This is a genomic window from Photobacterium sp. NCIMB 13483 (assembly GCF_003025475.1).
GTDB classification, from domain to species: domain Bacteria; phylum Pseudomonadota; class Gammaproteobacteria; order Enterobacterales; family Vibrionaceae; genus Photobacterium; species Photobacterium piscicola.
Genome location: NZ_PYLV01000032.1, coordinates 22,884 through 36,184 on the forward strand (window position 1 = coordinate 22,884; position 13,301 = coordinate 36,184).

At 37.2% G+C, this 13,301-nt stretch carries 13 protein-coding genes; 6 read left to right on the top strand and 7 right to left on the bottom strand.

What is annotated here, in order from left to right; all coding sequences use genetic code 11:
- Positions 1-76: 76 nt before the first annotated feature.
- The 3 genes from C9I86_RS18310 to C9I86_RS18320 all read right to left on the bottom strand — a co-directional run bounded on the left by C9I86_RS18310 (position 77) and on the right by C9I86_RS18320 (position 2,054).
- Entirely contained in the window at positions 77-313 is a 237-nt protein-coding gene (locus tag C9I86_RS18310; protein WP_080155809.1) for a DUF3389 domain-containing protein, read from the bottom strand.
- Between the two features lies 1 nt (position 314).
- Entirely contained in the window at positions 315-746 is a 432-nt protein-coding gene (locus C9I86_RS18315) for a hotdog fold thioesterase (protein ID WP_080155808.1), read from the bottom strand.
- Positions 747-1,013: 267 nt separating this feature from the next.
- Positions 1,014-2,054 carry an OmpA family protein gene (locus C9I86_RS18320; RefSeq protein ID WP_107277128.1) on the bottom strand — a complete coding sequence of 347 codons (1,041 nt, stop codon included), beginning with the start codon at positions 2,052-2,054 and terminating at the stop codon, positions 1,014-1,016.
- Positions 2,055-2,612: 558 nt separating this feature from the next.
- Between C9I86_RS18320 and C9I86_RS18325 the strand changes: the two genes are divergently transcribed.
- Positions 2,613-4,109, top strand: coding sequence for an NAD(P)-binding protein (locus C9I86_RS18325; RefSeq protein WP_107277136.1), 1,497 nt, complete (start codon positions 2,613-2,615; stop codon positions 4,107-4,109).
- Between the two features lie 55 nt (positions 4,110-4,164).
- On the opposite strand, the gene C9I86_RS18330 is transcribed toward C9I86_RS18325, so the two are convergent.
- The gene (locus C9I86_RS18330) at positions 4,165-4,860 is read right to left on the bottom strand and encodes a hypothetical protein (RefSeq protein ID WP_107277129.1); all 696 of its coding nucleotides are present in this window, start codon (positions 4,858-4,860) and stop codon (positions 4,165-4,167) included.
- A gap of 290 nt (positions 4,861-5,150) precedes the next feature.
- On the opposite strand from C9I86_RS18330, the gene C9I86_RS18335 reads away from it, so the two are divergent.
- Entirely contained in the window at positions 5,151-5,660 is a 510-nt protein-coding gene (locus C9I86_RS18335) for a hypothetical protein (RefSeq protein ID WP_080155805.1), read from the top strand.
- A gap of 47 nt (positions 5,661-5,707) precedes the next feature.
- Here C9I86_RS18335 and C9I86_RS18340 read toward each other — a convergent pair whose 3' ends face one another.
- Entirely contained in the window at positions 5,708-6,766 is a 1,059-nt protein-coding gene (locus C9I86_RS18340) for a PTS transporter subunit IIC (protein WP_107277137.1), read from the bottom strand.
- Between the two features lie 286 nt (positions 6,767-7,052).
- Here C9I86_RS18340 and C9I86_RS18345 point away from each other — a divergent pair, with 286 nt between their 5' ends.
- Together C9I86_RS18345 and C9I86_RS18350 are read left to right on the top strand one after the other, a co-directional pair.
- Positions 7,053-8,024, top strand: coding sequence for a DNA ligase (locus C9I86_RS18345; protein WP_199190816.1), 972 nt, complete (start codon positions 7,053-7,055; stop codon positions 8,022-8,024).
- 146 nt (positions 8,025-8,170) lie between these two features.
- A complete protein-coding gene (locus C9I86_RS18350) occupies positions 8,171-8,509 on the top strand; it encodes a cytochrome c (RefSeq protein ID WP_107277130.1) in 339 nt (112 codons plus the stop codon).
- Positions 8,510-8,512: 3 nt separating this feature from the next.
- Here the strand turns inward: C9I86_RS18350 and C9I86_RS18355 are convergent, their stop codons facing one another.
- A complete protein-coding gene (locus tag C9I86_RS18355) occupies positions 8,513-9,559 on the bottom strand; it encodes an FUSC family protein (RefSeq protein WP_107277131.1) in 1,047 nt (348 codons plus the stop codon).
- Between the two features lie 350 nt (positions 9,560-9,909).
- Here C9I86_RS18355 and C9I86_RS18360 point away from each other — a divergent pair, with 350 nt between their 5' ends.
- Both C9I86_RS18360 and C9I86_RS18365 read left to right on the top strand, forming a co-directional pair.
- Entirely contained in the window at positions 9,910-11,055 is a 1,146-nt protein-coding gene (locus tag C9I86_RS18360) for a M14-type cytosolic carboxypeptidase (RefSeq protein ID WP_107277132.1), read from the top strand.
- 397 nt (positions 11,056-11,452) lie between these two features.
- A complete protein-coding gene (locus tag C9I86_RS18365; RefSeq protein ID WP_107277133.1) occupies positions 11,453-12,661 on the top strand; it encodes an IS256 family transposase in 1,209 nt (402 codons plus the stop codon).
- A gap of 60 nt (positions 12,662-12,721) precedes the next feature.
- On the opposite strand, the gene C9I86_RS20415 is transcribed toward C9I86_RS18365, so the two are convergent.
- A complete protein-coding gene (locus tag C9I86_RS20415; protein WP_369926256.1) occupies positions 12,722-13,114 on the bottom strand; it encodes a hypothetical protein in 393 nt (130 codons plus the stop codon).
- Positions 13,115-13,301: the final 187 nt, after the last annotated feature.

A 13,301-nucleotide genomic window follows, 5' to 3' on the forward strand; every position in this document is an offset into this window, starting at 1 on the left:
CGTAAATAGAAATAAAATCATTCTGTTGCATTAAATATCACCATTCGCTCATTCAATATAAAAATAAGCTAATCGGTTAATATTGGGTGATAGCGATACCTATTTCAGTCGCGATCTGTTGCAGTTGTTCATCAGTGTCTAATTTCACAGACCAGTTCAAACCACTGCCGACAGCTGTGATCACATTAGCACCACCAATTAATGTTAATTCATCAACTTGTGCTTGCATCATTATTCGACAATTACCATCAATTCGAACAACAACTTCATGTTGCGTTGCGATAATTTTGCCTTGAGAAAAAGTAACTATCATTCTATTTACTGCTTTTATGTTTCAAAACAGCCATCGTTAAACGGCTAGTACACACTAAACGCTGACGTTCATCACGAATTTCAATCTGCCATACTTGTGTAGTGGCGCCAAGATGTAACGGTGTTGCCTTACCAGTAACAAAACCACTACGAACCGCACGAATATGGTTCGCATTAATATCTAAGCCCACACAATAGTATTCACTGCTAACGGCAAAGTTTGCTGCCAATGAACCTAACGTTTCGGCTAATACTACAGAGGCGCCGCCATGCAACATACCTAATGGTTGATGTGTGCGTGAGTCAACAGGCATCGTCGCTGACAATGATGAATCATCAACAGCAACGTATTCAATCCCTAAGTGCTCAACTAATGTATTTTTAGAGGTCTGATTAAAAAGATCTAACGTAAACGGTCGTTGCCAAATCGCCATAATATTCTCCGCTTATTTATTATGTATAGCAGTTACTGTTTTATTTAATAACCATGATACCACTCTCAACATAAGTCAGAAAAAGGATACTTTATTATTGTTATGCAGACATCACGAACAAATAAAAATCTGAAGTAGAATAGCACCGACAGAAGCTACTATTAAATATTTAAATTTCAATAGATTAAGGAATAAAAAAAGCGCCCATCAGGCGCTTTTTTGTAATAGTATCGACAGTTATTTATCGATTAATATTGAATAACAATATTATTGAGCAATAGCTTCTTCAGCTGCTTGTTCAATTTCAAAACCAGGAGTCGTTACATCAACACGACGGTTTTGAGCACGACCTTCAGAAGTATCATTAGATGCTACTGGATCTAGTTCACCACGGCCTTCAGCAGATACACGGCTAGGGTCAATGTTGAAATGCTCAGTTAAGTACGTTGCAACTGTAAGTGCACGCTCTTCAGATAGCTTCTGGTTGTATGCTTCTGCACCAGAGTTATCAGTGTGACCAATAACTACAAGTTGTGACTCAGGGAAATTCACAAGACGCTGTGCAATTGGTTCAAGACGCTGCATGTCTTGCTCAGATAGCTCGTTGCTATCAAATGCAAATGGCATTGCTGCAGAGATTGGCTCAAGTTGAACAGTTGATGCTTCAACAACTTCAGCAACGACAGGAACAACAGCTGCTGCTGCACCCCAACCGTAAACAAGGCTCACACCGTAGTAGTGTGCATCCCAATTTAGTTTAGTATTGGCAGGCTTCACTTCCATATCGTGGTAGTACTGGTATTCAGCACGAGCAGAAAGGTCTTTTGTGAAATGATATTCAGCACCAAGGCCCGCTGTAGCGATTAAGCTGTCATCACGGTCTGAAATGTTGTTATCTTTGTAACGAGAGAACTGCCATGCTCCACCGACTTTAGTGTAAACATCTAAAGAATCTGTAGCTTGGTAAGTGAATTTACCAACAAGATCGATAACTTGCTGTTCAATTTTACCAGCGTCATGATGGTCATCATTCTTAAGAGTAACTTCGCCTAACCAAGTGTAACCAGTTTCAACAGCAAACCATGGTGTTACGTTGTAACCCATGAAGATACCACCAGCAAAATCATCTTTGTCGATTGAAAGAGATTGATTTGGGTTTGAGTGTAGATCACCTGCTTTCGCATCGAAATCAGAATAATGAACACCACCAGCACGAGCACCCGCATAGAATGGGTTTTCTGTTGCTGCGTTTACTGCACCTGAAACAAGAAGTGCAAGAGGTAAAACCACTAGATTAATTTTAGACATTATTTATCCTTTATTATATTTGTTACCACTACTACTGCTATTTTTCGATGTCTCAACATAAAAATATAATTCACGACCATATTTTTATCTTTAAGTTCAAAAAACAAAATTAAATCTAGCAAAAGAAAAAATAAAAATCCAGAATAAATAAATACCCCAAACAGATAAAAATCACAAATGATTGATAATAAAGGCTTTATTAGGATATTGTTTTTCTATATTTATTCAAAACAAACAAAAAATATTTTTTAAGAACATAACTAATATTGCTGCCATCATTATAAAACACAGTAAACATACTTAAATAAAATAACAAAACCAACACAATAAAATTAAAAATTTTGCCATACCAATAAAGAATTAAACATAGCATCAACAAAAAAAATCCTATAACAATGCTATAAATAGCCTTTTAATGGGATTTTAATTCACTGCTATTTCTCTTTACCTTATTACAACGTAAAATAGTTCAACTTATCCATTCAAAGGATTTATTGTGCATGTCTATATTAAATAAATCCTTTTGTTGTTTTTAGCTGATTTACGTGTTCAAGTATGATGAATTTAATTAAAAGTAAAATAACATCCTTGCCCCACTCAAATTTACCAACAACTGTGGGTATTATTGGTGGTGGTATAGCAGGATCAACTATTGCACTTCGATTAGCTGAACAAGGTATTCATGTTCAACTTTTTGAGGAAGGAAAAAGCCTAGTTAATGGTCCTCCAATTTGCCACTTGCATGCAGGCGGTAATCTTTATCGTGAAATATCAGATCAACAATGCATAACGTTACTCAAGCAATCTATTGATACGTTACGCGTTTACCGTCACACCACCAATATCAGACCGACCGTTATTGCGATTCCTTGTAATGATGCAGGCAACCCCAGTGACTTATTACCCCGCCTAACGTTATTACAACAAACTTACCAAACACTTGTCGAGCAGGATTCTAAAAACCGTGTTCTTGGTGAGCCAAAAGATTACTTTAAATTGTATCAACGCCATGACTTAGAGTCTCTTGCATTACAAGCTAATCCTGAACATCCGCTAACGCCAGATCAATGGATGATCCCTGTCGCTAAATCGATTAATTTAGATCAATTCAAATTCCCCGTAGTCATGGTGCAAGAATATGGTTTAAGTGTCTTTAGAATTGCTGCAACCTTGACTTTAGCATTAGACAAACTGACACAATGCCATGTACATACTAATAGCAAAGTGATCTCTTTAGCTGAACGAGAACAAGGCACAGGTTGGCAAGTTAACTATCAAAATTCAACTAATCAACAACACCAAGTTAATGTTGATTATTTAGTAAATGCTGGCGGTTACCGTACAGGAACCATTGATGACTTAGCGCATATTCCACGTCAACGCATGGTTGAATTTAAAGCTGCTTATATTACTCACTGGTCACAATGTGATGCTCAGTGGCCAGAAGTCATTTTCCATGGTGAGCGTGGCACCCCTAATGGTATGGCACAATTAACCCCATACCCTGATGGCTATTTTCAACTGCATGGTATGACACAAGACATTACACTATTTAAAAATGGATTAGTGTCATCAAATGCAACCAGTGCTCAGCCACAATTAGATGCGTCTTTTAAAGAGAAATTGCAGCAACATTGGTCACAACCAGAGATTGAACAACGCACTCAGCGCGCAATTAATCATATGGCGCAGTTTGTCGGTAAATTTGAACAAGCAACTGTCGGTGGGAAACCATTATTTGGCGCGCAACAAATTCCAGGCAATGATCCAACATTACGCGCGGCCGATGTTTCTTATTCACATCAACGTTATGCGCGTTCTGAAATAGTGAAAGCATCATCTGCATTATCTGTTGCTGATGCTATTGTTGATCAGCTAGCCGCTTTAGATTTAATTCCACAACCGACACTGCAAACCCGTGAAAATGAATTTCCAGTATCTCAACAATTAAGCCTACACGATGTTGTTACGTATGCTGAAAAATTAGCCGCAGAGCGGGGTTTTCCTACCTCTCTTGCCCGCCCTATTGATCACAATATAAATAATCACGAATAACAATAAAAGTAGCTGTCATGGCAGCTACTTTTATTATCAATTACCCAAACTCAATTTATTTCTTACCAATTTCAGCATTAATAACAGCTAGTGCCTGCTGTTGAGCACCTAATAATGCTTGTTTATCTTTTAATAATCCCAATTGCTGATCATAATTATCGCAATCTTTTTGTGAAACCCAATTCCAACTATTACCTGACTTAAACTCATCACAGGCTTTTTTAAAGCCTTTTGCCGCTTGTTTTAACTCTGTAATATTAGCTTGGGTTGCTTTAACATTAGCCTGCATTTCTGCTTGGCGTTTAAAATACTGCTGAGATTTATCAATCACCACTTGTTGCTTGGTGGTGGTAGTTTGTAATTTTACCACTTCAGTATCTAATTTCTTTTTCGTCACTTCTAACTTTTGTTTGGTTGCCACTAATTTTTGTTTTTTCTGTGTAAGCAATGCTAACTGAGCTGAAAACTCCTTTTTTTGCTTATCCACTAATTCTGTCATTACAGTTAGATCTTTTATTGTCTGCTCTAATTGATGACTTTGTTTCTCATTACTTGCTACCAATAATTGATATTGCTGTTCACTCTTTTTAATTTGTTCCGTTTGAGCTTGTACTTGCTGCTGACAAGTCAATAAGTTCGGAGCACTTGCGCTTTTTTCTATTTTCATTCCAACACCACAGCCGATAACACCACCAGCAATAAGCGCTAAAAGAGAGAATAACAAAGGGTTTTTGCTTGTTGTAGTAGACATAATCACTTTCTCCATTTTATTTTTCGGATTAAGAACAACTAATACTTTTAATTATTGATGAGATTAACATTTTACTGATTATAAATTGTTAACTCTCTATCAAATAATGTTATGTCTTAGGAAAAACACGTTAATAATTAATAAATTCAGATGATTTATCGGTTGATTCTCAATATTAAGAATGTGTTTCAACCATAATATCTTGTGAGATTATTCAATAAAAACAAGCCAACCAAACTAGGATTAATTTAGTCGGTTTTAATTCACAAAATAACCAAAGGTATTTTTTTATGATCACACCACTCTTTTTTTTAGCTGTGTCGGCATTTTCAATACCTTTGCTTGAAAACTCAACCTATAGCCAAACCGAGACACATTGCACACTCACCGTAAAAGAACAACGGCTGCAAGATAATATTGTGTTAACCATGTCGACCAATAAAAATAATCACTATGACGTTAAAATTTACCACCTTAACGATCTGCAAGCCCCATCCAGAGGTGAACTAACCCAACACTCAATTGATAACATCGAACAAAATCAAAAACTTAATTATATTGTTGATCACAATTTATTTAAGCGTATAGACGACCAAACCGTCATCTATACCACCACAATTGCCAATGATGCTAACAATATCAGCCCACAACAATTTACCGAAGCATTCAAAGCACACAGTTACCGTACAAAATTACATATTAAAGGACTGAATCCTCTGGCTTTTATCGCTAGTCAACGCCAAGCCGATGCTTTTTTTAGATGTGCAGAACAACAAATCACAACCTTAGCGAAACGTTAATCAACAACATCACGAACAAGAATATTAGTTATGACTCACCGCTACAATTAGCCTAATTTTAATACCATATCACTGTCTTTAATCCAACCTTGGCAACGCATAATATATGCCACAATAGCAGTGATTAACGCAGGTAGAATAAAATGCATTAATACAATTAATCCGTAAATATAACCACTACTCACTCCTGGCTGTTCCATTGCGATTACTGTTTGAATCTGCCCGACTAATCCTGATGTCCCCATTCCAGCGCCAAGTGGCGTATTTTCCATGTGAAACACAACAGTCGCAATGGGACCAAGTATTGCAGAAGCCACAATCGGAGGGATCCAAATTTTATAATTCTTAACAATATTTGGCATTTGTAGCATCGAAGTACCGAGTCCTTGAGCAAAAATACCCGCCCAACCATTAACGCGATAACTCATAACTGCAAAACCTACCATTTGTGCAGCACAACCTACTGTCGCCGCCCCCGCAGCTAAACCGTTTAAACTCAACATGATTGCAATTGCAGCACTACTAATAGGTAAAGTTAATGCCATGCCCATTAATACCGCGACTAATGCGCCCATCAATAATGGTTGTAATTGAGTGGTAGACATAATCAATTGTCCAAACTGGGTCATCACCGCTCCCACTAATGGACCAATCCAACTACCAACCATAACGCCAACTAATACCGTTACTGCTGGCGTCACTAAAATATCAACTCTAGTTTCACCTGCGACCAATTTACCGCATTCGGTAGCGCAAATACTGGCGACATAAGCCCCAACAGGTCCCCCCATTGCCGCCCCCGCAGCACCAGCAATGGTTGATGAAAACAAAACTAATGGCGGCGCTTTTAATGCATAAGCAATAGCCACACCAATAGCAGGCCCTGTCATTTGCTTTGCTATTGGCCACAAGACATCACTTAATAGTGGGATCGAAAATTTAATCCCAATCGTATTTAAAATAGAGCCAATCAATAGTGATGAAAATAAACCTAGCGCCATAAAGCTCATTGCATGAATAAAATAGCAATGAAAAGAAAGAGTGATATTTTTAGAAACAAGGAACTGATTAACACGAATAAAAAAGCGAGACAAAGAAGACTGCATTACAACAAAGACCACATAAAGAGTTCGATAGTGACAGAATTTTACCTTAGCTTGTCGATAAACACAGTTAATAAGTTACTTTTTTTATCATTTTAGCCATAATTAACACTCACATAATACATTCCTATTTAGCACCTTTGGCACATAAATCATGTAACTGTAACTTAATTCACATTACGTAACTCTAACATCAGCACAAACATCACCAAAAATAGATCATTATAATTTACCCATTAATGGCATTTATTTACTGTTATACCTCTTGTGCTTACTAGGAATACATATCATGCCTTTATTACAATATCAGCCGCTGTCACATTGTCATGATAGTTCTAAATTTCAATGTTTTAATAAGCATTTAACCCCAATAGCAGCTTTAATTGGCCTATCATTAAGTTTTCCTCTTGCAGCAGAGCAACCACAACTGATGCTGGCTAAAAGTTTACCTAGCGATCAATTAAATGCAGCACACTATAGTGATGACAATCAAATTCACGACATTTTCACTGTTACTGATTATTTGGTAAGCGAAAAATTAGACGGCATTCGCGCCTATTGGAATGGACAACAGTTGCTGACAAAAACAGGCAATATTATTCATGCACCAACATGGTTTTATGCCAACTTTCCGAGCACACCATTAGATGGCGAACTGTGGATTGAACGCGGCCAGTTTCAAGCATTAACGCGTATTGTACTTGATAATGAGCCTGATAATTTAGCATGGAAAAAAGTCAATTATATGGCGTTTGATCTGCCCCATAACAGCGCGCCATTTAGCGATCGTTATCGCCAATTACAAGCATTAATAGAGCAACAACGAGATCAAAACAACCAACCACTAAAACATTTACAATGGGTTGAGCACAAGTCACTCGATAATTTAGCAATCTTAGTGCAATGGCTCGATATTATTAGCAGTAATGATGGTGAAGGCTTAATGCTGCACCATAAATCCAATAACTACACTTTCGGTCGCACTGAGCATCTACTAAAACTCAAAAATCATCATGATGCAGAAGCGATCATTATTGGCTATGAAGAAGGCAATGGTAAATATCAAGGCATGATGGGCTCAGTGTGGGTAAAAACAGCCACCAATAACACCTTTAAAATAGGATCAGGTTTTAACGACCAACAGCGCCTGTCTCCACCAGCAATAGGCACTACCATTCAATATCGCTACAACGGCTATACCGACCGTGGGATCCCTCGTTTTGCACGCTTTATTCGTGTACGTAATAACCCTGACAGCTAATATTATAATCAACACCAAGGTATAGATTGTAATTTTCTATGACATTTATTGTTACACTATTTACCTTAAAATACAGATTAAGTCATTGATTAGTTATGGTATCGTTTTGTACTAACAATCATAATGTTTACAACGAATGGCTTATAATGACATACCTATTTAACGGTTTTCGCACCCTAACAACCACTATATTACTTATTAGCGCAATGAGCACTAACGCTTACGCAATGCCAAAAGGTGATGCCAGCAAAGGGGAAATTAAAACCCCAAGTTGCCGTTTCTGCCATGGTAGCAATGGTATTGCACCGCAACCGACTTACCCCAACCTTGCAGGCCAACAACCGCAATACCTGTATGATGCAATGCTGGCTTATACTAATGATATGCGTATTGGCCCAATGGCAACCATGATGAAAGGTCAATTACAAAACCTCAACACACAAGATATAGCAGATATTGCTGCTTATTATTCAGCGATGAAATAGCCATTACTGTGCATCATTTTTAATCGTTTCAAATTGGCACAACCATTCGGAAAGCTCAGCAACCTGACGTGCCAATTCTCGATTAAGCCACAAATAGCCGTAATAACTAATATCGGTTCGGCTATCTGCACTTGGGGCTAATTTGGGATATAACGCCAATATCTCAAGCTGACTTTTATTGATCACCATTAATGGATTTTGAGGTGATAATAAATCTTCACCACATTGTTTACACATCAGCGATAACTGCTCTTTTGCTTGTGATAAAGCCCGTATTTCTTGTACTTTTTCTTTGCTGTATTGATGTCGCCATTGTGTCTGAATAATATTTTCTAATAAATTGAACATCCTCACCTGACAAGCAATTGCCTTTTTAACTGGCTGTTTCATTGCCGGTGTTTCATGACCAATACTCGATTCTAATGACGTGATCTTATTTAATGTTTGGCGTAACTGAGATAACGGTATTTCGCGGTAAGCATCATCACTATTAACCAGTGCATTATGCTCAGAATAGTTTTGATGAAACACACGCAAAAAATCACCACACACTAATTTGAAATGATCGGTCGCTTTAGCCGGAAACAAATATTGACTCGCAATAATCGCCACTAATCCACCCCATAACACATTGGTCGTACGCCATAATGCAATATGTAAATCGCCAGGACCACTACCCGCAACCAGCACCAATGTCACCGAAGTTAAAATCGCACTGTAAGAATATTTTCCTAAAGTAAAGTACAGCGACACACAGAGCATTACAATCAATGAACCATAATGCCAATAAACATTATCGACAGGAAAAAAATACAACGACAGGCCTAAAATTGCCCCAATAGTGGTACCAAGTATTCGTTGACTGGCTTTATCTGACACTTCACCTGAATACTTGGCCGACATCACCACAATAATAGTAATTGGCGCCCATGTGCCATAGGGTAATTTAAAAATAATATCGATAGAAAAAGCAATGATACAAGCGATAATAATACGCAGCACATGAAATAAACGCATGTGCTTAATGATCTGTTGGTGAAAGGTTTTCATTTGGTGTAGCTACCACACACATGTTTAAAGCTAATATCAATAACACATGGTTTTCAAAATCACCAGCAGCACAAAATGAACTCTAGCAACCACCAGTGCATAAGTTATCACTGCAAAAGCCAACTTAATCACATCAATGTTCTTTAATAGCTGTTTTAATACAATCTATGCATTTTTTAAAATCAACTTATCACCACAATCTTTATCGATGTATCACACCACACAGCGCCATTGATGATTATTCACTCAACCTAACAATGAAACCTTATTTTGATGAACAAAAATCATTATCGATTGTGGTTGTTTGTGATAGCCTAATTCAATACTTATAAAGATAACGAGTAACCCTCATGAAAATTTTCAGTAACTTCGAAAGCGGTAGCATCAATGTTGTTAAAGCAGAGAGCAAAGACGACATTCAACTCAGTATTCCTAACGATAACCAATCTGAACTTCATCAGTGGTTTCACTTCCGTTTAGAATCAGAAGCTCAACAGCCTCATACTATTACGTTATTAGATCTAGCTAACTCAGCCTACCCTGAAGGTTGGAATGGCTATGATGTTGTGGCCTCTTATGATCGTGAAGAGTGGTTCCGTATCCCTTCTGAGTTTGATGGTGACAACTTAACGTTCACTGTTATTCCTGAAAATGAATCAATGTACTTCGCTTACTTTGCACCGTACAGCTACGATCGTCATCAAGATCTATTGCACCTTGCACAAAGCCATTACAACTGCCGCCTAGAAACATTAGGTCATACGCTTGATAATCGCGATGTAAGCCTATTAGTGATCGGTGATGAACACGCCGCAGATAGCGAAGAAGCACCAAAGAAAAAAATCTGGGTTATTGCACGTCAGCACCCAGGTGAAACCATGGCAGAATGGTTTGTTGAAGGCTTAGTACAACGCTTGTTAGATGAAACTGACACTGTTGGCCGTGCCCTATTAAATAAAGCGGTATTCTATGTTGTGCCTAACATGAACCCAGATGGCAGCGCACGTGGTCACCTACGCTTAAATGCAATCGGTGTGAACCTTAACCGTGAGTGGCAAACACCATCATTAGAAAACAGCCCTGAAGTTTTCTATGTACGTGAAAAAATGCTAGCAACTGGCGTAGATATGTTCCTTGATATTCACGGCGATGAGGCGATCCCATTTAACTTCGTTGCTGGTTCTGAAGGCATTCCATCATACGATGCGCGCCTTGAAAACCTTGAAAATAAATTCAAACAAGCGCTATTAACAGTAACGCCAGAATTCCAAGACGAACACGGCTACGGCAAAGATAAACCAGGCGAAGCTAACTTAACAGTGGCATCAAACTGGGTGGGCGAGCAATTTAACTGCTTGTCTTACACTGTTGAAATGCCATTTAAAGATCATAACAATCAGCCAGATAGCCTATACGGCTGGTCTCCAGAGCGTAGTATTGGCTTTGGTCACGACACCCTAGCAGCAGTACTTGCTGTTACTGATGATCTTCGTTAAGACTGATTGTTGATATATATAAAACTAACGGCTGCCTTTGGGTGGCCGTTTTTTATTTGCTCATATAAACAACAAAATAAAAGTATTAAATTGGTACTATAAAACGTCTTTAGAGAAAAAACTCACAAGGGGCGATAACTAAATATTCATATGATTAATTTTATTTACTTCAGCTATCTTCTCGCCATCCCAAATCCTTTTCAGGTAAGTTTATTGGAGAGCAGAATAAATTTATAGAAACGATAAGTTAACAATAAAATACATATAAATGCTGACACCCTACTATTTTATTAGTTAATAAAAAAGCCGCTTAATTAGCGGCTTTTTAAAATAGACCCTGTCCCAAAATCTGTGTAATTGCCTATCATTAACTTAATCATATTAAGGATAGGTAATTATGACCAAGCAAGAACTTGAAGCCTTTGCAAAGGAAGCTGCAAAAGGTTTGAAATCTCATCAAGATCTCCTCGATTTCAGCCAAATGCTCACTAAAATCACAGTTGAAGCTGCTCTTAATGCAGAACTTGATGAACATTTGGGTTATGAAAAAAATCAGAAAGACACCTCAATAAACTATCGAAATGGTTCATCAACTAAGACTTTAAAAACAGAAGATGGGCAATTTGAACTCGATACACCAAGAGATCGTGAAGGTAGTTTTGAACCACAATTGGTTAAGAAAAATCAAACACGTTTTACATCGATGGATGACAAGATTCTAAGTCTCTACGCTAGAGGCATGACAACACGTGATATCGTTGATTCATTTAAAGAAATGTATAATGCAGACATTTCACCAACACTAATATCCAAAGTTACTAACGCCGTCATTGACGAAGTCAATGAATGGCAAAATAGGCCATTAGACAGTCTTTATCCCATTGTTTATTTAGACTGTATTGTGGTTAAAATCCGTCAAGATAACCGTGTAATTAATAAAGCGGTTTTTCTCGCTTTAGCAATTAATCTTGATGGAGAAAAAGAATTATTAGGTTTGTGGTTCGCTGAAAATGAAGGTGCTAAGTTTTGGCTTAATGTCTTAACTGAATTAAAGAACCGAGGCGTTGAAGACATCTTAATTGCTTGTGTAGATGGCCTTAAAGGCTTTCCTGATGCAATCAATACTGTTTATCCAGAAACACATATCCAACTCTGTATCGTCCACATGATAAGGAACTCACTACGATTTGTATCCTGGAAGGATTACAAAGCAGTGACCGCAGATTTAAAACGAATTTATCAGGCAGATACTGAAGAAATAGCACTTATGGAGCGAGATACTTTTTCAGAACGTTGGGATGAAAAATATCCTCAAATATCAAGGTCGTGGATAAATAATTGGGAAAATTTAAATACGTTTTTCAGATATCCAAAGGATATCAGAAAAGCGATTTATACAACGAACGCTATTGAGTCACTGAATAGTGTTATTCGTAAAGCGATTAAAAACCGAAAAGTATTTCCAAGTGATGACTCGGCTAAAAAAGTCATCTATTTGGCAATTCGTTCAGCATCAAAAAAATGGTCGATGCCAATTCATAATTGGAAAGCAGCGATGAACCGTTTTATTATTGAATTTGAAGACCGTTTAAAAGATCACCTGTAAAAGGTAATTACACAGAATTATTTACAGGGTCTTAAAATAGTACAAATGGGATAGATAAATTTACCTTAACTCTTCTAATAATTTTTGAGGTAATTCAAAAACAATCTCATTATCCCAAGGAGCTTTCATTTTAACATTTTTAGTAGACTGAAGATAAGCATCAGGATTTTTTATGATGTCTTCTAAAGCTATAATTAGATCAGGCACAATAACTTTTTTACCATAGTGACTTTCAGCTAGTTCAATCGCTAATAGTGGAATAGTTCCCCATTCTTTATACATTGCTAATATGTCAAAAATATCTTTAAAGGGAGGTATTAATTTTCTATCCGCATTTGCTAAAAGTTTAGTATAAAAACAAGATACTGAGTCTAAATAAGGAATAGGAAATTTCGCATCAGCTTCATTTGCCCTAAGATCATAATTATCAAAACTAACAAACTCTAACTTAATATTGACACCCTAATTCTCTATCAAAACATTGCTTTGTTAATTTATTCTAAAAATTGAAGATATGTTGTGGCTTAATGAACTTGTACACCTAAATAGGATAAAATACTCTTAATATCAAAATGGTGTACATAATGAAAAAAGCTCGAACAACTTATTCAGTCGCATTCAAGCACGATGCTGCTAATTT